The following is a 23,080-nucleotide window of genomic DNA, read 5'->3' as shown; positions in this document are numbered from 1 at the left end:
CAGAGCTCCGAATCACACGGCGATCTTACTTCGTAGCCGCGAAACATCTCCTAGCTGATGCCGTGAGGCCTGGCATTGGGCCGCTGCTTCGAGACTTCGAACGATACGCGCCGCGCGTCTTTCCTGCCAATCAGCGCGGTATCAATGTCGCACGCCTAGCGCTGTCGGTCGCCTCGCGTCTCATTCGTTGGGATGACCACGGCACCCCACGCTATCACCGCTTAGACGAAGCCCCCAGGCTAGGACAGTCCTTGATCCACGCCGATATAAGTGACTACCGATCGCAGTGGCAAGCGCGCCGATTTACCAACGCTCTGTGGTGGGCTGTGGGCCTGTCTGCCGCGGGCTACGTGCTGGCCGGCTGCCCGCCATTTCATCCATTCGCCGCGTGACGGGCACCGCACGGTTGCACGATCGCCCACTCCGAACCACCACACGTATGGAAGCCGCCTGGGCTCAATTTCTTCCGAGACCGACCTAGCCCGCACACACCAGCAACACCACCGCAACCGAACCCATGCCTCTCACGATATTCTGCTCCGTCATCCTACAGCCACACCTACGGCCAAAACATACAAACCATCGCCAGCACAAGCGAAGCAACACCTACGATCCCCAGGGCTACGGTGAGTAGCGGGTGCTCTCCAAGCCAAGTGAGACTAGCCACTATTCGTCCACCGCGCATATCCCACCATGTCGCATCTGTCTTCAAGTTCCGGTCGTGAGCTCGCACGGCAATTTTAGCGATGACTTCCACCTTCCTTAGGGTGGACATATGTAAGGCGGCGAAGTCTTTTTCTTCGAAAGCGCTAGCCTCTTGTGCTCCGGGCAGGAAGTCAAGCGGCATGATATCATTCTTATGCGACAATACCGCTAGTCTTGGGTGGGCGATATAATCTGCACCATAAATATCGTACAATAGCCGGGACAAGTCTACCTTCGACTTGTCGTCGACTACGTGTGGCTCGCATCCGTGCTCATGCAAGACCCGGAATCGATGCTCAATAGCCTGAAACCCATAGTTGGAATCTCTCATGTTCCAATGCAAATAGGTCATCTCCATAGACCTATCAAAGTAGGCAGACAGGCGTCCTAGCATCTCCTTTTCCAGATCGTCATAATGGTCTGTGATTCTGTCGAACGGAATTCTCCGAATCTCAGCCGTTTGGTGAATCGAGAATGAAGCCGTATGACCATAGTCAAGGCGGCGCACAGCGACTGATGTGATTCTAGGTGAGCTACCGTCTTGGCGGTTGTAGAAGCTCTCACAGGAGTAGTGGATTACTGATACCTTGTCGGGCCGATCGAACAGTTCATCAAGTACTCTTCGGGCTTCTTTCTGTCGCTTCGGGTTTGGAGGAGCCATTTGAGTCTTCAATCGCGGCGCTGAAGGCAGCAAAGCCCCGCCAGTTCACCACCGGAAGGCAGTGGACGGCGGGGAGTATTAGCCCGAACTATCGGTGTCACCGGCTGGCAAGTCAACTCGGGCACGAAAAGGCTCGGCCAGCTGAGCAGTCAAACTGCGGCCGAGGTTGCAGCTCCCAGGCTGCCCGCAGCCTGGGCCACCGGGCAATCCCTTCCCAGGTTCAATCAAGGGTGGATTCCCGCCTTCGCGGGAATGACGGAGGAGGGTCGCAAGGGTTTGCGGAATCAGAAACGCGGAGTCCACCCGTGCGGGCCGCGATCGAACGTCTGAGATTCCTCGCGTGCGCTCGGAATGACCGCGGGCGGACCGTCCTAGACGGCGCACTCGCCTTCGCCGCGCTCCAGGACGTAGAGGCGGTCGCGGTCCCAGTCCACGAAGTGTTCCCGGTTCTCGTCGGTGAACTCGGGCGGCAGCGCGAGGTCCTTGAGCAACTCGTTGAAATAGACCTTGCCGAGGCGGTCGACGTAGTCGTTGAACGGCTCGTCGTCTTCCTCGCGGTTGTCTTCGTAGTCGAGGATCAGGCGCTCGACGGCCAGCGGGACGCGCTTGGCCGGGAGCCGCGTGCGCAGCAGCGTGCCGAGCTTCATGGGCTCGCCGGCGCGCCGGTTGCCGCCGACGAAGACGTGATAGGCCGGCACCTGCCGGTCGCCGCTCTTGATGGCCGCGCCGTGGAAGCCGATGTTTCCCACGTGGTGCATGCCGCAGGAGTTGGGGCAGCCGCTCATGTTGACCAGGATCTGGCGCGTGAGCGGGTCCTGGATGTTCATCTCCTCGATCTTGCCCTGCACGGCGCGATTGAGGCCCATGGATGAGGTGATGCCGAGCTTGCAGCTGTCGGTGCCGGGGCAGGCCACGACGTCGGTGATCTCCAGCGCGCCGGGGTTCCCCAGGTCCATCGCGTAGAGCTCGCGCCAGACGTCGTAGACGCGGTTTTGCGGAATCCAGCGCAGCACGATGTTCTGCCAGGGGGTGGTGCGAGCGCGCCCGGATCCGTAGGTGCGCAGGATGGTGGCCAGGCCGCGGAACTGCTCGGGCGAGAGGTCGCCGCGGTTGACCTTGACCTCGATGGCGGCGAAGCCCTCTTGAATCTGCGCCTGCACGTTGGAGCGCATGAACCGCTCAAACATGTCGCGGTCGGCCTCGGCAACGTTCGGCACGTGGCCATTCAGCGCGGGCGCGTCGGCGGCTTCGTCGTCCAGGTACACCAGGTCGTCGAGCGGGTAGTCGCGCTTGGCCCAGTCGCCCTTCAGTTCTTCCTCGACCATCTCGCGGAAGGCGTCGATGCCCACGCGATGGACCAGGAACTTGATGCGGGCCTTGGCGCGGTTGCGGCGCAGGTCGTCGGAGCGCTCGAAGATGCGCAGCACGGCCTCGGAGACGCGCAGGTACTCCGTCAGCGGCACGAAGTCGTAGAGCACGAACGCGCGCTTGGCCATGATGGAGAGTCCGCCGCCGGTGACCATTCGGAAACCGCGGACTTCTTTTCCGTCTTCATGTCGGACCTGCGAGATGAAGCCCAGGTCGTGGATGTCGGTGACGACGCGGTCGGTCTCGGAGCCGGTGAAGGCGACCTTGAATTTACGCGGAAGGAGTTGCGTCAGCGGGTGGCGCACGAAGTAGCGCACGAAAGCGCCGGCGTAGGGCGTGGCGTCGTAGACCTCGTCGTTGCAGATGCCGCCCCAGGGGTCGCCGGTGACGTTGCGCACGGTGTTGCCGCAGGCCTCGCGGCTCGACAGCCCGGCGTCGCCCAGCACGCGGATCGCCATGGCCGCCAACGGCAGGGGCACGTGGTGATATTGCACGTTCTCGCGCGTGGTGATGTGGCCCTTCTTGAGCGGGGCGAACCGCTCGGCCACTTCGGCGAAGGCGTCGAGCTGATCGGCGGACACGCCGCCGAACGGCAGCTTGACCCGGATCATGTGGACGTCGGCCTGGCGCTGCCCGTAGACCCCCTGCTTCAGCCGAAAGCCGGTGTAGAGGTCCGAATCGCGCTGACCGCGCAGGAACGCCGTGGCCTCGGTGTCGAAGTCCTCGAACTCTTCGTCACTGATGGGAATGACGTGCCCAGGCGTGTCGGTCGAATGCGTGACTGCCATTGCACAAGCCTCCAGGCGCGCCTCGGCCCCTGCTGTGTGACTGATTCTGCCAGATGGACCGACCCGGGGTGGTTGATTGACCGGGTGCGGGAAGTCTACAGGCCGGAACGCCGTGCGCCAAAGGTAGCCGGCAGCAGGTAGTGGGTTACTTTGATATGGCTCCCAGAGTTTCTCGATATTCCCGGGGTGGCCCGGGAGGCGATTCATGACCCATCCGCCGCCTGCCGACCCTGATCGCCCATCGTTGCGGTACTGGATCAAGGCCGGCTTCGGCATAGGGATCGGCCTCTGCCTTTGTTGGCTGGTGTTGAGTTTGCTCGCAATGGTGGTGGTTGCCGTCCTGAGTGGTGTCTGGCAGCAACAGTTCATCGGCGCGTTGGGGCCGTTCAACAGCGGCCCATTGATGCCGTTCAACGTCGGGGCCGTTCAGGTCGTGCTTTGGGTCACGGTGACCGCTTTCGCGGCATGGCTCTTTGTTCGGTGGATCGTGCGGAAGCAGTAACACAGGCCCGCAACTCACATTGCCCCCTACCCAGCAGCGCTGCCTGCCGGTTACAGGCTCGCGTCCGCCGGGCTCGCCGCCTCTACGCGGGCCATCCAGGCGGCGGGGTCCTGCGTCTCGGCTAGCGTCGGCAGGTGCTCCGGGCCTTCCCAGAGCCGGTTGGCGAAGGCTATGCCGCGCTGTGTCACCACCTCGTCCACGAACGCCTCGCCGATGCGGTATTGCTCGAGCTTCATGTCGAGCCCAAGCGCCCGCGTGAGCAGCCGCACCCAGGTGGCCTGCGAGCGCTCGCGGGCCTTCATGCGCCGGGCCAGGTGGGCGTAGCCCGGAATCAGGCGGGCGCCGGTGGCGTGCATCACGTGATTGCCGTAGCCCTCGACGACGGTCATCAGGGCCTGGATCTGCTCGATGGTGCGCACCTGCCGCGGTGACAACGCCAGGCGCAGCCAGCCGGACTGACGCAGCCCACCGCGCTGGAATTCCTGAACCGCTGCGCTCAGCCGCGCGCGCAGCTCGCCGTGCTCTCCCAGCGTCACCACGGCTTCTTCCAGGTAGTCCTGGAGCAGGCCGGACATGTAGCCGTGCAGCCAGGGCGGGTTCCCCGCGTTGAACTGAAAGGCGTGCGTGACCTCGTGCAGCGTCACCCACAGCCGCAGGTCCTCGACCGGAACGCCCGCGCGGGCCGCCACGGCTTGCAAGTTGGCGTCCACGAAGTAGATCGCGGCGGGGCGGGGCTCGGGATCGAGGAGGGGAATGTCGTATTGGCCCAAGACTCGCCGGCCCAAGAACCCCAGGAGCACTCCCAGTTGCGCGGAGACGCCGGCCTGCGTGGTGACGCCCAGCACCCGGGAGCCCACGCCGCCGCCGACCTGGGCGTGGTCGTAGGCCTCGATGACCGGTCGCAGGATGCGCCGGAAGTTGGCCAGGTTGGCGCCGATCCAGTCCCCGCGCCGCAGCACCTGCACGGAATCCATCGTTGGCGGCATCGGCGCCTGGGTGTAGTCGCTGACCGCGGCATAGCTGCGGGCGACGAGGTCCGTGTAGGCGGCGGTGAGCTCGGGCGCTGGCGCCGGCTCGCCCGGTGCGTCCGCGAGCCGCAGCGCCAAGCGCCGCGTGAGCGACCAGTTGACCAGCGTGGTCCGCTGCCCGCGCCCCGCCAACGCCACGCCGCCCACGGCCGCGGCCAGCACCGCCACCGCCAGCAACCCCAACCGCCGTCCAGCCGCCATGGCCGTCGCTTACTCCGACTGTTCGCCTGGCCCGCCAGCGTACGGCACGGGCCAGCGCGGCAGCCCCCCGAGCTGTCGATCTAGGCCGGAATCCTCAGGAGTCCTCGGGCTGATCGAGCAGCAGAGTCGCCTGCGTCACCGGCTGGTAGCGGGCAGGGCGCAATTGTTTTTCCAGCTTGCCCTCGCCGACCAGCCGCTTCAGCCAGGCCGTGGCCTGGGGCCTGGAGACTCCAAGGGCGGTCGTGATCTCGTCCAACGACTTGGGGGTAGGCGTGGTCATTTCGATCACTAACTCGGCAACCTTGGCAAAGAGCATCTCGTCCGGCGCACCGCGTGCGACCGCCAAATCCGCTGGCTCATCGTGCGCCTCCGATTCTGGGCGCACGGCGTCGTGTTCCATGCGCTCGTCGCTCGTCTCAATGGGGAGCTCGGGCTGCCCGGACGCAGGCACCGACGAATCGAGCTTGTCCCAAAACTCTTCCGGCGTTTGAGGATCCGGCCACGGATAGGCGCCCTTGTCGATGAGCGCCTGAAGCGCCTTGTCCGAGCCTGACCGCACATAGACCGGCACGAGCTTCAACTCATCGAGTTGCTCAACCGCGCCGGCCCAGGTCCCGCCCTTCTTGTGATCCGAGCTCGCAACGAGCCCCGCATCGGCAAGGGCGTAGACCAGTTTGTTGCGCCGCATCGCATTGCCGACGTTGAAGCCCGCCGAGGGGTCGTAGGGCGAAATCAGCGCTAGCCGTCCGTCCATCAGCACCTCACGGTGCTCGCGACGCAGCGCCGCCCGCTGCAGGTCGTTGCTCAGCACGCCCACGACCCGCCCCCCGGCTTCGAGCGCGCCCCGCATGGACGCCTGATCGATTCCCCGCGCGCCGCCGGATACAAGCGTCCACTCGGCGTTGGCGACGAGTTCACCGACCCCCGCCGCGTAGGCTCGAAGTTTGTCGTCCACGTGTCGCGAGCCGACGACGGCCAAGCCGCCGGAGTCCAGGATGTCTCGGTCGCCACAGCCATAGAGGATGGCGGGCGCTTTGCTTCCCAAACGCACCTTCAACCGTTGGGGGTATTGGTCGTCGGCGCGGCTCAACACCCAGATCGCCCGTTGCTGCCACTGCTCGACCGCCTGGCTAAGCAGGAAACCCCTGGCGAGTAGCTGGCCGACCCTGTCCGAGTCAATTTGGGCGCGTAGCCAATCATCGTTCAGTAACCGGGATGCCTCGGGACTCAGCAGATCGGCTGGCTCCCGGCTGTATTCGTGGAGGAGTTGGGCGAGCTTGTTGTACTCGCGCGGCTGCAACACTTCGGCTGCGGGGGTGCGCCGACCGACGATCAGCGGCGCCGTCAGCAAGAGAATGGCCTGAGTGTTGGCCGAAAGCTCGCTGATCACGCGACACCGCCCGCCAGAGTAAGCGCCATGGGAAAGACTTCGTCACTTCCTTCGGATCGAAGCTTGTACGCCGCCACGGTCATCGTCCAGCGGGAGTCCACGATGTCGTCCACGAGAAGCACGGGGCCAGGCGGGGGCGCATTGCTCACGACCAACGACTCCCAGACATTGCGAGCTTGATAGGCGCTGTTTTCCATCTCCTTCTGTTCCTGATGATCGCGCATACGCCCAAGCACGACATGAAATGGAAGACCCAATTCCTTGGCCAAGCGCTCGGCGAAGTCCGGCACAAGCGTAGGACGCCGCCGCGAAGGAATGGCAGTGACCCACATAGGCGCGGGTACCGGCCTCCACTCGCGTACCAGCGTCGCGCAGGCATCCACCAGCTCATCCTGGAAGCGCTGGTCTTGGTACTTCCCATGTCGAACCAGCTCTCCCCAGCCAGCATCCCCCCACAGGCACAGCGCTCGCCCGGATTCAGCTTGAAGGTCCTGGGGGATTACCAGACGTTGCTGCACGTCACGCCGTCCGCCAGTTGGCCAGCGCTTGCGCGGCTCAATCTGGAAGTCGGTGCGGCGGAGGAAGGCCACCGCTTCTCGTACCAGTCTGGGGTCGACTGTGCTTGACAGCGGCTCGATCCGCGGCGGCGTGAAAGCGCTGGACTCCCCATCAAGCGCATCGATCAGAAACTCCATGTGACCCGCAGGCAGATCCACATACTCCTGCATCTGCGCCTGTTCCCGATAGCGCAGGGCCGTCAAGCGTTCCACTCGCTCCCAAAACGCGTCCGTCAATTCGGTCGCCACGAGTTGCCACCGCCTGCCATCGAGGGCAATTGGAGCGGGCGACTCAAGCGACAGCAGTTTGAGCGTGCTCCTGATTCGACCTGGGCTGATGTTCGCGCGGTGCGTGAGTTCCTGAACCGAGAGGCCGTCGGGCTCATCCTTTAGAGCCCCCAGCACCTCCGCTACCTCGTGTCGCGTCGGAAACGCGGAGCGAATGAAGTAGCTGGTGATGTCCGTGTCTTCATCACCGCTAAGCAGCACGCCGTAGGCCGCATCCAGCGCCCGGCCAGCACGGCCCACCTGCTGGTAGTAGTGAATCACCGACCCCGGCGCCTGGTAGTGGAAGACGAAAGCCAAATCAGGCTTGTCGAATCCCATACCCAGCGCCGTGGTCGCCGCCAGTGCCTTGACCCGGTTGTCCAGCAGCGCCTGCTCAAACTCCGGCCGGCGATCTCCCGTCTGTCCCGTATACGCCGCCGCAGCGAATCCGCGTGATTGCAGCCAAGCGGCCACCCGCTCCGCGTCCCGGACGGTCAGGGTGTAGATGATGCCGCTGCCACGCACCTCGCGCAGCCGCTCAGCCAGCCAAGCGAGGCGCTGGGCCTGATTGGGCAAACGTATCGTCTGGAGCAGCAGCGACGGTCGGGCCAACCCGCCCCGCTGCACAATGACACGCGGGCCAAGCATGCCCCTCAGGTCCTCCAGCACACGGTCGTTGGCGGTGGCCGTCGTTCCCAGCAGTCGCAGGTTTGGCGGCAGCGTTCCGATGATCCGTTCAATGCGCCGGTAGTCCGGTCGAAAGTCGTGGCCCCAGTCCGAGATGCAATGCGCCTCGTCGATCACCAGCAGGGCGATCCGGTCGGACATGGGAGCCAGCACATCCTGGACGAAGCGCTCGTTGGCCAGCCGCTCAGGCGAGATGAGCAGCACGTCGATAGCGTCACGGCGAATCTGCGCCTCGACAACTTCCCACTCGTCTCTGTTGTCGGAGTTGATCGTGGCCGCACGGACGCTCATGCGCTTGGCCGCCTCGATTTGATTCCGCATCAGCGCCAGCAGCGGCGAAATGAGGAGCGCCGGCCCTTGCCCCGCCTCGCGCAGAAGTTTCGCCGCGATGAAGTAGACGTTGCTCTTGCCCCAGCCGGTCTTCTGCACCAGCAGAAGCGGTCCGCAGCCCTCAACGACATGGCGGATGGACTCCTCTTGGCCCTCGCGAAAAATCGCGTGCGGCTGCTGCGTGCCCAGCCGGAGCAGTTCAAGTGCGCGCCGCGGGTCGTAGGTCACTGTCCAGCCTTCCCCAACGGGTCGCACGCTATCCGCAGCAGCTCGACAGAGTGCCTCGCATCGTCGCTCACGCGGTCTGGGGGTGTTGCGGGGCCTCCGGCTGCGGGTGCGGTTCCAGGTCATGAGGAAGGCGGGGAGGATGCCCAGGGCGGCGACTACGGCCGCGACGGCAAAGAACGTGACGAACACGTCCATGCCGATGTTGGTGAGGGTTTCTTGGAACTCGGCGACCCGTTGGCGCGAGACTTCAATCGCCTCGCCTTCCTGGGGAACGGGCATGGGGATGCCGGCCACGAGCAGTGAGAAGCGCTGGGATCCCCAGGCCGTGATCGCCGCGAGGCCGAGCGTCATGCCCACCAATCGCATCGACGTGACCGCGGCGGCGGCGGAGCCGCGGTCGCCGTGGCCGACGGGCTCGGTGGCGCCCAGGGCTATGGGAGCAATGAGGAAGCCGAACCCCAGTCCGGCAAGCGCGAGGTGGATCGTGAGCTGGGGGTCGGCGACGCTCAGGTCCCAGGTGGTCATGAAGGCGTAGCCGATGGCCACGAGGATCAGGCCGATCACGCTCGGGATCCGGTAGTCGATGCGCTGGCAGGCGAGCCCGCCGAGCACCGCCCCGAACGGCATCGCCACCGTCATGCGCATGAGCCGGAGTCCGCCTTCGAGCGGCGAGTGGCCGATCAGATAGGTGGTCATGATGGGGATGGTGACCATGCCGATGATCAGTGACACGCCGACCATCAAATGGGCCACGTTGGCCATCACAACGGTGCGGCTGCGGAACATGGAGTTGGGGAGCAGGGTGACCGCCGCCGTCCGCTGGCGGTAGATGAACGCGATCAGGGCCACGGCCGTGAGCGCGAGGAGCCCGAGCATCCCCAGGTCCAGCCGATCAATGCGGGAGAGCGCGAGCGTCAGGGACGCCAGGGCCACGGCGATGAAGAACCCGCCCACGTAGTCCAGCGAGGACTTGAACCGCGGACTCGGGCCGAGGAGCAGGAAGAGAGCGATCAGGACGAGCGCGCCGAGCGGCACGTTCATCCAGAACACCCAGGGCCAGTCGAGAAAGCGCGCGACTAGGCCGCCCCAGAGGGGACCGATGACGCCCCCCGCCTCCGCCGAGCCACCCACGATGCCGAGCGCGATGCCGCGGCTCCCCCGGGGGAACAGGTCGCCGACGACCGCAATCGCGATCGGCAGCATCGCACCGGCGCCCACGGCCTGGAAGACCCTGATGCCAATGAGAAACGGCAGGCTGGGCGAAAGGGCGGCCACCACCGAGCAGATCATAAAAAACACCGTGGCGATGGCGAACATGCGGCGGTGGCCGAAGGCGTCGGACATGCTGCCGATCAGCGGCATCGCGGCCACATAGCCCAGGAGGTAGGCGGTGATGGTCCACGAGGCGTAGTCAAGCTCGATGGGCGGAATGCGGAAGTCGAACATGATGTCCGGCAGCACGGTGACCATCACCGTCTGGTCGTCGGCGGCGACAAATACGCCTAGACAGACGGGGATGAGCGCGATGTAGGGGGAGACGCGGAACACGCTACGACCTCGCCGGCTGCCAACGGCGAATGCGGGGCAGGCACGCGCTCATGGCCTTCCCTCGGGGCCGTGCTCCGTGGACCACGGGCTCCTTAGGAACCGGTGTCGGGGGCCTCGATGGAAACGGACTCGCCGAACCGCGACAACTCGACAATCCGCACGACGCTTGGGTCGTCCAGGGGGCTGACCTGTCCGGCGAACCGGATCTTGGTCAGATGGAAGCTGTCCGCGTCAATCTCGATGCTCACGTCAACGACGGAGTCCACCAGGGTGTCCCCGATCAGCGCCGCGAAGGCGCTGGCGGGCAGGGTCCCCGAGAGACTGTAGACATCGCCCTCCGGGCCGTCGAAGGTGGCCGCGATCGACGACATCACCGCGGCGATCCCCTCCTCGGGCCTGAAGAAGCCGACTGGCGAGTTCGCCGCCGGGACCTCTTCCCACACGCCGGTGAGCGGGTTGGTGATGTAGTGCAAGTCACCGATCTTGATGAGCTCGACCTGGATGGGGATGTCGCCGAACAGGCCGGAGAACTCGACCCTCAGCTTGTCGGGAATCTCCAGCTGGCCCTTCACCTCCTCGACCGCCAGCCCGGGCAGGAACTCACTGGTGCCCACCTCATGGGTCAGCGAGAAATCGAACGTCTTGGCGGCACTCATCACGGCGCCCGCGCGCTGGAGGACGTCGGCCTCGGTCAATGGCGTCGGCGTGGGCGTCGGCGTAGGGGCGGGAGTTGGCGTTGGGGTGGGCGTGGGAGCAGGAGTCGGGGTGGGCGCTGCGGTTGGCTCAGGGGCGGCGGTGGCTGCGGCCGCTTGGGCGGGTGCGGCCTCCTGGGCGGGCGCAGCCTCCGATTCGGATTCGCCGCAGGCGAATGCGGCAACGGCCAAACAGCCGATGACCAGCAGCGACAGCCCGCCTTGGGCGATGCGACGGGGCATCCGGGGCCGCCAACCGGAGGGAACACGGATTCGGGCAGCGGTAGTCAACATTGGCGCTTGCCTCCAGGTTTGGCTGTGATGTCGGCGGCGGCGGCCGCGAAGCGGCATGCCAGCCCCCGGCCATGCCGGGGGCGCGTGCCATTTCGTAGCGAATACTACATAAGCCACCACGGCGGCGCTATCAGTGTCGAAATCCGCCGCCGGCGACCACTGGGGAGCGTCAACCGGCGCACCGTGCACCTCACTCGCGCCATGGTTGCCATCGGCTACTTTCGGGGGACATGCCTCAATCCACACCGCGCACTGGTGACATTGGTCGATGAATAGCCCCGCCTCCACCGCGGCGCGGCTGCGCGTGGCGTTGCTGCCGGAAGTCATCGAGCCCGATCCGGTCGGCGTGTGCGCGGTGGTCGACGTGATTCGCGCTTCCACCACGCTCGTCGAGCTGGCCGGGGCCGGCGATCCCGAGGTTTGGCTGGCAGCCGATCATGCGGCGGCCCGAGCGGCGGCGGTGCGGCTGGGAACCGGGGTGCTGCTGGGCGGCGAGGAGGGCGGACTTCGGCCCCAGGGCTACGACTTCGGCAACTCGCCGCGGGAGGTGGCCGCCGGCGCCTATGCGGGCCGGCGGGCGATCTTCGTCACCACCAACGGCACCAATGCCTTGCGCCGCTGGTCGACGGCCCGAAAGACATTCGTGGGCGCGCTGCGCAATTGCAGCGCCGTCGCCCGATGCCTCGTGGAAGAGGCGGGAGCGGCCGGATCAATGACGGTGGTGTGCGCGGGCAAGGAGGGGACGCTTGCCCTCGACGACGTCTATACGGCGGGGGTCATCGTGGCGCGCATCCTGGAGCTTCGGCCAGAAGTGGAGCTGGACGAGACAGCGATCGTGGCGCTGCGGGTGGCGCGGTCTCAGCCGGACGCGGAAGCGGCGCTGGCGGAGTCGCAGAGCGCGCAGGCGTTGGTCGAGGTGGGGCTGTGGGACGACGTCCCCTACAGCGCGGTGCTTGACGCTTCGTCGGCGGTGCCGGAGTTAGGTGGCGAGGGTCAGCTGCGGCTGCTGGAGGATGGCTGACTGGAGGCATCTGGCGGACGGGCGGGTTTGAAACCCGCCCCTACCTCTGCAGAGCGGCCCGGTGGGTCGGACGGGCGCCACCAGGGGCGCCCCTACATTCCGACTCCTACGCTTGGCGGCTCGTCAACTCGGGCGCGTCGCCGTCGAGCACCTCCAGGCATTCGCGGGCGATGCGCACGTTGTAGTTGGTGCCCCGGTCCTCCGGATAGATCTGCGACGTGTTGCAGATGTAGAAGCCGGGAATGGGCGAGCGATAGGCGGGTTTGCGGCGCTGGTATCCGGCCGCGATCACCGGCTGCGCCACCGGATCGCGCGAAACCCAGGAGCGCCCGATCTGCTCGCGGGCGAAGCGCGGGAAGACCCGTTGAATCGGCTCGACGAAGCGGCCAATCAGGGCGTCGTCGTCGATGTGGAAGAACTCATGCTCGGGCGGCAGGTAGTTGCTGACGTAGAGCAACCGCTGTCCGCCGTAGCGCTCGCGCTCGACCATGTTGGTGTGCTCGATCAGCCCGGCGAAGGGGAGGCTGCGGTCGCCGATGTTGGTCCAGTAGTACTCCGAAAGCTGGCGCTCGATCTCCATCAGCACCACGCACGCGCCGACGTAGTTCGTGGCCGCCAGGGAGTTGGTGAAATCGCGTCGCTCCTCGGGCAGGATGCGCCGGATGATCGGCAGGCCCACGGTCGCCACCACGGCGTCGGCGTCCACGGCCTGGCCGCCGACCCGTAGCGCCGGCGCTCCGGGCGATCCGATGGTGACCTCCTGGACCGGCGAGCGCAGATGCAGCGCCGCCCCGCGTTCAGTGATCGTGCGCGCCAGCGCGTCCACCACGACGCGGAACCCGCCGCGGAAGTAGCCCAGGCGTTCGCGGCGCTTGTCGGGCGTGCGGGTGCGGGCGCGCGACATGAGCCGCGCCCACATCCAGGCCATGGACACGCCTTCCCAATGGCGGTCGAACTTGGCCTCGAGGAGCGGTCGGAAGATCTTCTCGAAGGCTTCGCGCCCGGTGTAGCGGGGCATCACCTCGGCGGCCGTCCGGTCCTCGAACGCGGCGTAGCTGCGGCGGCGCTGCAGGAGGACGGTTCCAAGACCGAGCCGCACGCGCGCCGGCAGCGACAGGTGCCCAAAGCGCAGCAGATCGAGCGGCGAGGTGAATGGATGCACCCGCCCGCCGGCGTAGAAGCCCATCAGCGGCTCGTGCCAGTCCAGCCGATCCGCGATGCCGAGCTCCTCGCACAGCCCGATCATGAAGCGGTCGTGGGTGAACAGGTGGTGATAGAAGCGCTCGATGGGCTCGCCGCCGACCTCGACCGTCGCCAACTCCCCGCCGGGCGCGCCGCCGGCTTCGAACACCTCGACCGCATGCCCGCGTTTTCGGAGCAGGTAGGCCAAGGTGAGCCCGGTGATCCCGGCGCCGACGATGGCGATCTTCACTTGAGCGCCTCGCCGACGGGCTGGACGGACTGCATGTCCATGCCGTCGCGGATGTGCAACACGTAGTCAAAGCTGCCGATGGGCACCGGCGTTCGCTCGCGCAGGACGAGCCACTCCCAAAAGGTCTGGCGGGCCGTGGGATCGTTGAGGAACTTGCCCAGAAACCCAATGGTCCAGCCGCGGTAGGCGAACTCGGGGAACCAGCGCCGCAGCGGCAGGACTTCCGAGGAATAGCCGTGGGTATCCAGGCGCAGGTGCGCCGACGTTTCTTTCTTCAGCAGCACAACTTGCGAGCTGAGCGCCTGCTCCAAGGTCACTTCCTTCTCATAGGCGATGTTGGGGTAGTTTCGCAGGTACCACGCCAGCGGCCAGGCGAATTCGTTTTCGACCACCGCCCGCACGTAGTTCGCGTCCCCGGTGGCCTGGCCGGAGGCCTCGATGGCGGCGACGCCCTTGAGCGCGTCCGGCGACGTTTGCACATACATGACGAAGTCGATGGGCACGTCTCCCCGCTCGTAGGTGGTCGGCACGCCGAAGCGCACGGTCCAGGCGAATAGACCGACGACCATGACGGCCATGGCGGCGCGCAGGATGGCCGGCTGGCCCGATTCCAGCCGCCGTCCGGCGTACCAGCTTGCCAGCACCAGGAAGGGCCACATGACGTGCAGCACCAGCCAGGGGGCCTTCTCGCCGAGCGTCGAGTAGATGCCCATGCCGACGACGCCCCACAGGGCCAGGATCCAGGGCAGCGGCGTGCGCGCCGTGGTCAGGCGGGTGAGTGCGAACGCGCCCACCAGCAACGCGAACGGCTCGTAGACCAGGAGAAACATCGGGTAGTAGAACCACGGCTGGTTGACGCGCTCGGACTCGTGCACGCCCGCCCAATAGTTCACCGAGTCGACGAAGGCGTCGCGAAATCCGGTGAGGTTTGTCAGAAAGGAGGTGTAGAAGAGGAACGCGATGAGCACGAAGATGAGGAAGCCGTAGACGAGGTGCTCCGCGTCGCGGCGCAGGTGGGTCATGGCCGAGTGAATCGCGCCCACCACCGGCAAGGCCTGCCGCGACGGGCGGCGCGCCGCGGCCCACGCCACGAGCCCGAACGCGGCCAGCAGCCCGACCAGTAGGACGCCGTGGATGTAGGTGTTTTCCTTGGTGACGAATGAGAGCCCCAGCGCGACCCAGGCGATATAGATCCAGCGGCGGCGCGGCTGGGCCATGTAGCGCACCAGCGCCCCGACGAGCACGAGCGTGAACAGCGCGACGTAGATGTCGTTGCGAACGAACCGCGAGTAGTAGAGGAACGCCGTCGAGAGCGTCATGGCGGTCATCGCCAGCGGCGTACCGACGCGTCCCAGCTCGGGACGCAGCAAAATCAGCGCCGCCACCGTCGCCACGCCGACCAGGGCCGGGATCACGCGCGCCGTGACGTCGTCGTGGCCCACCGCCATGAAGAACAGCGTGTTGGTGAAATACAGCAGCGGCCCGTGATAGGCGGGGTCGTAGCGGTATTGCTTGCCGCGGATCATCTCCACGGATTCTTTGGCGTGAATGGCCTCGTCGTGGTGAAAGGTCCGCTCGCCGAGGTCGTAGAACCGCAGTCCGGCCGCCAGCGCCAGAATCGCGAGGTACAGCAGCACCTCGCCGCGGCTCAGCCCGAAGCCCGCGGGACCCGCCAGCCAAGCGCGGATTTCGTCCGATCGCCCGACTTCCAGGGTTTGCTCGCCGGTCACGGAGCCGCCGGACCCGCGAAGATCATGGTGCCGCCAAACTGCGCCACTGGCTCGAGGTAGGCGCGGAGGCGAGACGCCGCCTCGGCGTCGTAGCGCGCCCGCTCGATGCGACCGAACACCACGTGCGTCACGCCGTAGCGGCGCATGAGTTGCACGGCTTCCGCGGCATCCGACGTGGCATAGATTCGATCGACGTCCTCGGCGCGCTCGCCGATGTCGGGAATGCTTCCGCGCCAGAGCTGTTCATGCTGCGTCCAGCCGATCACGGTCGGCACGCCCGACCACGTTGCGATGCGTGACATCTCACTGTACGGAGTACCCGGCGCTTCCAGAACGACGGCCGCGTCCCCCGCGTTTCGCGCCAGCCAGCGCGCCGCCGCCAGATCGTCGGCGTGCAGATGCTCGGCCAGCGCCAGACCGTCAATCGTGCCGCTGACCTCACTGTCGGCCGCCTTGTCACGCAGGGCGACCGCGGAGTAGCTCAGCGCCAGCACCAGCAGCACCGCGACCACGCTGGCATAGCCGGCGCGGACCACCGACCACCCCGCGCCGCCGGCGTCGGAGAGTTTGCGCCAGGTGACCAGCAGCGCCGGACCCGCGGCAATCGCCAGCAACGCCCAGGCTTGGTAGTGCACCTTGAATACGGTATTCATGCGGACATAGGGCGGTCCGAAAAAGTCGTCCACATGCACCAGCTCGACCACCAGCATCAGGCCGACCGCAGCCGCAATCAGAAGGCCCATGGCAAACGGTCCCAGCGCGGTTTGCCGCCGCCCCATCACCGCCGCCGCAAGGGCCAGCACGACTAAGAGGACTCCCACGATTTCCCCGCCCGTGACCAGCACGGCCAGCGCCGCGACGACCAAGCTCGCGCCGAGCCAGGCCCGCGTCGACCGCGAGCCATCCGCCAGCAGCGCGACCAGCCCGCCCACGGCGAGCAGTCCCAGCAGACCAAAGACCTGCAGGAAGTGCAGCGCCAGCGTGCGCGTGGGCACCACTCCCAGTCCCTCGCTGAGCAGGGTGACGTTGAGGCTGTACGGAAGCCAGGCGACGGCCGCAGCCACGACCATCAGTGCCGCGTGGGCGAGCAGCCGGCCCCAGGCGCGAGCCCCCGGCCCGGCCAGGTGCGCCAGAAGCGCCGCGCCGATGACGAGGACGAGGTAGGTCGGCAGATCCCACGCGTTGAGCCCGTAGAGGCCGCCGACCACAAGTCCCGCCAACAACGTGCCGGCCCACGGCGTCCAGCCCCTGACAGCGCCGGGCCTCCACCAGGCCGCGACGCCCTGCAGGGCCAGGCCGGCGGCCACGACGGTGAAGGGCAGTGCCATGACGTGGGGGTGGAGATCGCCGAGGATGAAGGAAAAGGCCGGGAACTCGTTGATCGTCTTGTCGGCCACACCGTCGACCGGCTGCCGCTCGATGACCCGCGAGGCGTTCCACCCAATGCCGGGCCAGAAGCCCGTCTGGCCGCGAAACTCCTCGGTCACCACGGCGCGCGTGATCGCCAGGTTTCCGGCGACGACCCCGACGAGCACCGACCCGATCGCCGCCCGCAGCGCGCGCCGCGGCCCGGCGCCGAGCATGGCGGCCAGGTCGTAGGCCGCCGAGCCGACGCCCACCACCAGCAGGGCCAGCAGCGTGGCGAGGTACAAGTTGTAGGCCACGGCGGGCGTGGCGCCGGCCAGGTGCGCCAGCGCGCCGCCCATCGAGTAGCCCAGGTAGTAGTAGTTGATCGTCCCGCCCGCGAACCACGGGTCGAGCGGTGGGAAGGCCGTGCTCCGCATGGTGGCGCTGAGCAGCGCGAGGTCCATGGGCTTTTCGGTGCCGGCGATTTCGGGGTTGAGCCAGCGCATCCCTACCCCGACGCCGTAGGTGACGAGGAGCGCCGCCACGCCCCACACCCAAACCCGTCGCCGGGGCCAGAGCTCGCGCAGGTCCGCCTCCATGAGCCAGGCCAGCACCACCGTGACGGCCGCGAAGACGGCGAGCGCGGCCCAGGCGTAGAGCTGGCCGTTGCGGAACCAGCCGGTGAACAGCCCGAGCCAGGCGACGTAGTGAAACAGGAAGAACCCGACGGGGGCGGCGAGGGCGAGTCCGCGGGTAGTCAGCCGTCCGAAGGCCAAGCGCGCCCAGGGCACCCCCAGCACGGCGAACGCGACCAGTGCAAGCAGCCAGAGCGCCTGATCGATCGGTCCGGCCCTCCGTGCCCCGGCGCACGCCTCGCGCCGCGTCAAGGATAGCCACGCGCTTAGCGACGGTCAGACGTCGGGCGCACGGGCCGCCGTGGAGTCCATCCGTCATTCCGGCGGAGCCTGTCCCCGCGACGGGAGACCTCTGCAGAATCCGGTCGGACGAAGGACGGTCGGAGGAATACCACCAGCCCCCAGATTCAGTCAATGGTGGATTCCCGCCTTCGCGGGAATGACGGAGGGTTACGCGAAGGTCTCCGACGGCAGGGAGCCGGGGTCGGGTCGCATTAGTCCCGTGCCACCCACCTTGACTGCGACTGGACCCCGGCCTTCGCCGGGGTGACGGCGGAGGGCCTCCGCAAACAAGCGTCCATTGCCTTGGACGCTTCAACTGTCGTAAGTTTGTGATGCACCCCAGGTGGGGTGGGGTAGAAAGTGTGAATCCATGGACGAAGCGACCCGGCGACTTGTCAATCGCTGGCGGTCAATCGAGGGGCACGCGCGCGGCGTCGAGCGCATGATTGCGGACGAGGCCTACTGCACGGACATCCTCAAGCAGACGCTGGCGATTCAGGGCGCCATCGAGAGGGTCAACGCCGCCATTCTCGAGCGCCACCTCCAAACCTGCGTCGCCGCCGCCATCCGCAGCGACGATCCCGCAGAGCGCGAGCGCGTCATCCGCGAGCTGCTTGACGTTATGAAGGGAACGGGACACCTGCGTCGTGTCGCGTCGACCGGCGAAGTCCTCGAGAGCGTGGCCGAGGCCCTTGCCGGCGACGGACCGGTCCCGCAGCCCGCGCCGAGAGAGGCGGCCCCGGCGTGACCACCGCCGCGCCGGCGCGCGAAACGACCGAGGTGACGCTCCGGATTGATGGGATGTCCTGCGCCTCGTGCGTGGGACGCGTCGAGGAGGCGTTGTCCGACATCGAGGGGGTGGTGGCGGCGACGGTGAACCTCGCCACCGAAACGGCTGCGGCGGAGTTCGATCCGGCCCGCACGGGCGCCGCGGCGCTCGTGGCGGCGGTTGAGGCGGCGGGCTACGACGTGCCGACCACTGAGATGCACCCGAGGATCGACGGTATGAGCTGCGCCTCGTGCGTCTCGCGCGTGGAAGACGCGCTGCGTGAGGCGCCGGGCGTGCTCGAGGCGGCGGTCAACCTGGCCACGGAGCGGGCGCAGGTGCGCGCGATTCGGGGCACGGCGACACTCGCCGACCTGGCCGCTGCGGTGGAGGCGGCGGGGTATGCGCTTGTGGCATCGCCGGCGGAGGGCGCCGCCAAGCGCGAGGTCGGCGCATGGGACGCCGCCCGGCGACGCGAGCAGCGGGTGCTGGGCTGGCAGGCCGCCGCGGCCGTGAGCCTGGGTCTGCTGGTGCTTTGGGCGGGCGCGACCTATATCCCCGGTCTCTGGCGGCCCGAGGTATTTGCGAATTCGTTCGTGCAGTTGGCGCTGGCGACGCCGGTGCAGTTCGTGCTCGGCTGGCGCTTCTATCGGGGGACATGGACGGCGTTGCGCCGCGGCGGCGCCGACATGAACACCTTGATCGCCGTGGGCACCAGCGCGGCCTATGGGTCCAGCCTGGTGCTCACGATTTGGCCCTCGCTGCTGGCGAACGGCGCCGCCATGCATCACTTCGACACGGCCATGATCATCATCGGCCTGGTGCTGCTCGGACGTTGGATCGAGGCGCGGGCCAAGGGTCAGGCGTCGAGCGCGATCAAGCGCCTCATGAACTTGCGGCCGGCAACAGCGCTGGTCGAGCGCGACGGTGAGCGGGTCGAGACTTCGCTGGACCGCGTGCAGGTCGGAGACATCGTCCACGTGTCGCCGGGCGCCAAGATCCCGGTCGACGGCGAGGTCGTGGACGGCGCATCGGCGGTCGACGAATCGATGATCACGGGCGAGAGCGTGCCGGTGGAGAAGGGCGCCGGCGACCAGGTGGTCGGGGCGACGGTCAACACCACGGGACGCCTGCGCATCCGCACCACGGCGGTGGACCGCGAGTCCGTGTTGGCGCAGATCGTTCGCCTGGTGGAGCAAGCCCAGACCACCAAGGCGCCGCTGCAGCGGCTGGCGGATCGCGTGGCCGGGCGGTTCGTGCCCGCCGTGATTGTGATTGCGCTGGCTGCATTGGCCGTCTGGGCGGCGGTTGGGCCCGACCCCAGGGCGGCTCACGCGCTGGTGAGCTTCGTGGCCGTGCTGGTGGTCGCCTGTCCCTGCGCGCTCGGCCTGGCCACGCCCCTGGCCATCATGGTGGGGACCGGCCGAGGCGCCGAGCACGGGGTGCTGATCCGCAGCGGCGAGGCGCTCGAAGCGGCCGGCAAGATCGACACGGTGCTGCTGGACAAGACCGGCACGCTGACCCACGGCGAGCCCGAGCTGGTGGAAGTGCTCCCGCACGACGGCGTCGCGCCGGCCGAGCTGCTCCGGCTGGCGGCGGGCGCCGAGGCCGACTCGGAGCATCCCCTCGGTCGCGCCATCGTGCGCGGCGCCAGGGCTCGGGGCGTCGAGATTCCGCGAGCGGACGCCTTTCACACGGTCACCGGCAGCGGCGTGCAGGCCATCGTGGAGGAACGTCCGGTGATCGTCGGCACGTCGGAGTTGCTGGCGCAGGCCGGCGTGCGGCTTGGCTCCGACGAATCCGAAGCCACGGCGCTGGCGGCGCAGGGTCACACGCCGCTCTACGCCGCGATCGATGGCCGGTTTGCCGGGATGCTGGCGGTGGCCGACACGGTGCGGCCCGAGGCGGCCGAGACGGTGGCCGCGCTGCGGCGCATGGATCTGCGCGTGGTGATGCTCACCGGGGACCGACCGGAGACGGCGGAGGCGGTGGCGCGCGCGGTTGGGATCGACGAGGTCCGCGCGCGCGTGCGGCCCGACGAAAAGGCGGCCGTCGTGCGCGAGCTGCAAGCTCAGGGCGCGCGCGTGGTGATGGCGGGCGACGGCATCAACGACGCCCCGGCGCTGGCCCAGGCCGATCTGGGCATCGCCATGGGCGCCGGCGCCGACATCGCCATGGCGGCGGGCGAGGTCACCCTGGTGCGCAGCGACCTGCGGGGCGTGCTCGCGGCCGTTCGGCTGAGCCGTCGCACGGTGCGCACCATCAAGGAGAACCTGGCGCTGGCGTTTGGCTACAACATCCTGGTCATTCCGCTAGCCGCCGGCGCGTTCTTCCCCGTGTTGGGCGTGCAGCTCGATCCGATGCTGGCCGCGTTGGCGATGGCGCTGGAGTCGCTGTCGGTGGTGGGGAACTCGCTGCGCCTGCGGCGGTTCAGCGCCGCTACCGGCTGACGGCGCTACGAGGGCGGACGCGGCGGCTCGCGCTCCTCGCGCATCATGGCGCTGAGGGCAGCCTGGTTGACCTGCGCCCGCGCCTCGCTGGTCAAGCCGCCGGCGGCATCCATGGCGGCGCGAGCCGCGGTCGTGACGGCCTGCTCGTCGGACAGGCCCAGGTCGGGCGCGGCGTCACGCGCCGCACGGATGGCCTCGGTTGCCGCGTCGGTCAGCGACGCGCCCGCCTCGCTGGCGCCCTGGATCGCGCCGTAGATCGACCCGCGCAGCGCCTCCACGGGATCGGTTGCCGCCTCGCCCACCGCGCGCAGCACGCCGGTCATCGAGTCGTGAATCAGCTGTCCGGCGCCCTCCCCGGCTCCGCGCGCCGCCTCGACGGCGCCCCGTGCGCCGCCGAAGGCCAAGGCCGTGGTGAGCCGAGTGGCGCCTTCGGTTTCTTGAAGCGCGCGGGTCACCAGTTGATCCACGCTGGCCTGGACCTGGCGCGCGGCCGAGCCGCCCTTCGTGGCCGCGGTCACGGCTGCCCCAACCGAGGACGAAAACTGATAGGCCGTGACGCCGGCGGCGACGTCCAGGCCTGGAATCGGCGGCAGGAACCGCTGGCCCCCCACGGGGAATTTGGCCACGAGGCCCATGCCCGGCACCGCGTTGAGGACACGGAGGTTCTCCCGGGTCTGGGCGGCCAATTCGCCCATGACCTGCCGCCGATCGACCTCGCCTTCCTCCTGGACTCTGCCAAGCAGCCCGAGCGTGAACAGGCCGAGCAGGAACGCCACGGCGAACAGGAAGTCGTATCCGGTCAGGAAAACGGCCGGAAAGGTGACGGTCCGAGCCGGATCCACCCATTCGATGCCGATTTCGAAGTGCCGCGAGCTGAAGAACTCGACGAACGCGCCTCCGAGCAGCGGGCCGATGCCGGCGCCCAAGTTTGCCGCGAGGGAGGCGCCCGTGAGAAACGACGTGGCCTGCGCCTGGGGCGCCATTTTCATGCGGATAGTGGTGGAGGAGATGCTGATTCCAGCTCCGGCGATGCCAAGCAGCGCATGGAGCAGAACCAGCAGCGGCAGGGTCAGCGCATGCTGATCCGGCATTGTTGTGAAGGTCCATCCCAAGATGACGAGCAGGTAGAGGGACGAGCAGATCGAGAGGATGACCTTGCCGCCATACCGATCGTCGAAGACGCCCCACACGCGAATGAACAACACATTGGTGAGCTGACTGAGCACGGCAAGGCCGACGACCAGCGACAGTGACAGCTCGAGGACCGTGAGCATGTACACGGCGAAGAACGGCACCGCGAGTTGGGTCACGAAGCTCCAGGCGAAGAGAAAGTTGATAAGGCGCCTGAAGTTCCCGTCCCGCAGCGGCGCCGCCAGCGTCTGAACCATCGGGGGTCGGCCGCCCTCCGGCAGCAGCATGCGCGGTTCGGGCATGCGCGCCATGAATCCGACGGCGCCCATGCCGAGGGCGATGCTGCCGAGCAAGATGGCGTAGGAATAGCCGCGAATCACCTCGGATTCGGGCACGGCGCCCTTCCACCAGTCGATGTAGAAGGCCGCTGCGAGTCCGGTGACCGCCGCGGCGACCGTGGCCGCACGCAGACGGGTCGCAAAGAAGCTCCCCATGGCGCCCTCGGGGACGAGATCGCGAATCCATCCGCTCCAACTCGTGGTGACGAACGCGTTGGCCAGGCCGCGAACGGCGATGAAGAGCAAGAGCAGCGTCACCGCGCCCGGGTTTGGCGTCTCGATGGCGAAGGGAATCAAGGCGATGGGTACCCAGGTGGCGTAGGCGGCGAAATAGGCGCCAACCGCGATTGGCTTGCGCACGCGCATGCGCTCGACGGCGATGACCGCCAATAGTTGGACCGGCTGCACGATGAAGGGGATTGCCGTCATGATTCCGATGTGGACGGTGGAGGCGCCGAGGATGAGGGCAAAGGCGGTCAGGAAACCGCCGGAGGCCAAACCATCGGCCCCGGAGGCGGCGACCGCCTGCAACGTCATATCGCGCATGCTCGACCGCCGCTCATCGTCGGTGAGCGATTCCCGCGGCTGGAACAGGCGGCGAATCGCCGACCGGGGGCTCAGTCGAGACTCCGCGTCAGCGAGCGGTCAACTCCACGAGACCTCAAGGCACGATCGCCACGGCCACTCCGAAGGGAGCCGGAT

Annotated in this window: 14 protein-coding genes and 1 pseudogene; 4 read left to right on the top strand and 11 right to left on the bottom strand. The window is 67.4% G+C overall.

Translation table 11 applies throughout. The features are described 5' to 3' along the window. Positions 1-559 precede the first annotated feature (559 nt). Together OXG79_13140 and OXG79_13135 are read right to left on the bottom strand one after the other, a co-directional pair. Positions 560-1,366: a hypothetical protein gene (locus OXG79_13140; GenBank protein MCY3784711.1), complete on the bottom strand. Its 807-nt coding sequence runs from the start codon at positions 1,364-1,366 to the stop codon at positions 560-562. Positions 1,367-1,737: 371 nt separating this feature from the next. Beyond that, complete coding sequence (locus OXG79_13135; protein MCY3784710.1) at positions 1,738-3,522, bottom strand: nitrite/sulfite reductase; 1,785 nt, start codon at positions 3,520-3,522, stop codon at positions 1,738-1,740. Between the two features lie 205 nt (positions 3,523-3,727). Between OXG79_13135 and OXG79_13130 the strand changes: the two genes are divergently transcribed. Next, on the top strand, positions 3,728-4,024 hold the full coding sequence (locus OXG79_13130) for a hypothetical protein (GenBank protein MCY3784709.1): 297 nt from the start codon (positions 3,728-3,730) through the stop codon (positions 4,022-4,024). A gap of 50 nt (positions 4,025-4,074) precedes the next feature. Here OXG79_13130 and OXG79_13125 read toward each other — a convergent pair whose 3' ends face one another. The 5 genes and pseudogenes from OXG79_13125 to OXG79_13105 all read right to left on the bottom strand — a co-directional run bounded on the left by OXG79_13125 (position 4,075) and on the right by OXG79_13105 (position 11,195). Further along, positions 4,075-5,253, bottom strand: coding sequence for a zinc-dependent metalloprotease (locus OXG79_13125; protein ID MCY3784708.1), 1,179 nt, complete (start codon positions 5,251-5,253; stop codon positions 4,075-4,077). 94 nt (positions 5,254-5,347) lie between these two features. Continuing rightward, positions 5,348-6,643 carry a DNA-processing protein DprA gene (locus OXG79_13120; protein ID MCY3784707.1) on the bottom strand — a complete coding sequence of 432 codons (1,296 nt, stop codon included), beginning with the start codon at positions 6,641-6,643 and terminating at the stop codon, positions 5,348-5,350. After that, positions 6,640-8,712, bottom strand: coding sequence for a RecQ family ATP-dependent DNA helicase (locus tag OXG79_13115; GenBank protein ID MCY3784706.1), 2,073 nt, complete (start codon positions 8,710-8,712; stop codon positions 6,640-6,642). The genes OXG79_13120 and OXG79_13115 overlap by 4 nt, the downstream gene beginning before the upstream one ends. Before the next feature lie 351 nt (positions 8,713-9,063). Next, a pseudogene (locus OXG79_13110) lies at positions 9,064-10,260 on the bottom strand (MFS transporter). 92 nt (positions 10,261-10,352) lie between these two features. Further along, positions 10,353-11,195, bottom strand: a complete 843-nt coding sequence (locus OXG79_13105; protein MCY3784705.1) for an LppX_LprAFG lipoprotein — start codon at positions 11,193-11,195, stop codon at positions 10,353-10,355. Between the two features lie 319 nt (positions 11,196-11,514). Between OXG79_13105 and OXG79_13100 the strand changes: the two genes are divergently transcribed. Next, positions 11,515-12,267, top strand: coding sequence for a 2-phosphosulfolactate phosphatase (locus OXG79_13100; GenBank protein ID MCY3784704.1), 753 nt, complete (start codon positions 11,515-11,517; stop codon positions 12,265-12,267). Positions 12,268-12,373: 106 nt separating this feature from the next. Here the strand turns inward: OXG79_13100 and OXG79_13095 are convergent, their stop codons facing one another. Genes OXG79_13095 through OXG79_13085 form a run of 3 tightly spaced genes read right to left on the bottom strand, consistent with a single transcriptional unit; the run spans position 12,374 to position 17,663 of the window. Next, a complete protein-coding gene (locus OXG79_13095) occupies positions 12,374-13,699 on the bottom strand; it encodes an NAD(P)/FAD-dependent oxidoreductase (protein ID MCY3784703.1) in 1,326 nt (441 codons plus the stop codon). After that, positions 13,696-15,429, bottom strand: coding sequence for a TIGR03663 family protein (locus OXG79_13090; protein MCY3784702.1), 1,734 nt, complete (start codon positions 15,427-15,429; stop codon positions 13,696-13,698). Before OXG79_13090 ends, OXG79_13095 begins: the two co-directional genes overlap by 4 nt. Then, the gene (locus OXG79_13085) at positions 15,426-17,663 is read right to left on the bottom strand and encodes a DUF2298 domain-containing protein (GenBank protein ID MCY3784701.1); all 2,238 of its coding nucleotides are present in this window, start codon (positions 17,661-17,663) and stop codon (positions 15,426-15,428) included. The genes OXG79_13090 and OXG79_13085 overlap by 4 nt, the downstream gene beginning before the upstream one ends. 400 nt (positions 17,664-18,063) lie before the next feature. On the opposite strand from OXG79_13085, the gene OXG79_13080 reads away from it, so the two are divergent. Both OXG79_13080 and OXG79_13075 read left to right on the top strand, forming a co-directional pair. Then, positions 18,064-18,441, top strand: a complete 378-nt coding sequence (locus OXG79_13080) for a metal-sensitive transcriptional regulator (GenBank protein ID MCY3784700.1) — start codon at positions 18,064-18,066, stop codon at positions 18,439-18,441. Next, positions 18,438-20,909 carry a heavy metal translocating P-type ATPase gene (locus tag OXG79_13075; GenBank protein MCY3784699.1) on the top strand — a complete coding sequence of 824 codons (2,472 nt, stop codon included), beginning with the start codon at positions 18,438-18,440 and terminating at the stop codon, positions 20,907-20,909. Before OXG79_13080 ends, OXG79_13075 begins: the two co-directional genes overlap by 4 nt. A 5-nt stretch (positions 20,910-20,914) precedes the next feature. On the opposite strand, the gene OXG79_13070 is transcribed toward OXG79_13075, so the two are convergent. Continuing rightward, on the bottom strand, positions 20,915-22,924 hold the full coding sequence (locus tag OXG79_13070; protein ID MCY3784698.1) for an MFS transporter: 2,010 nt from the start codon (positions 22,922-22,924) through the stop codon (positions 20,915-20,917). Positions 22,925-23,080 lie beyond the last annotated feature (156 nt).

This window comes from Chloroflexota bacterium (assembly GCA_026706485.1).
In the GTDB taxonomy this organism is placed as follows: Bacteria; Chloroflexota; UBA11872; order UBA11872; family UBA11872; genus JAJECS01.
Note: the sequence above shows the minus strand (reverse complement) of the source record. Positions and strands in the feature narration are given on the sequence as shown.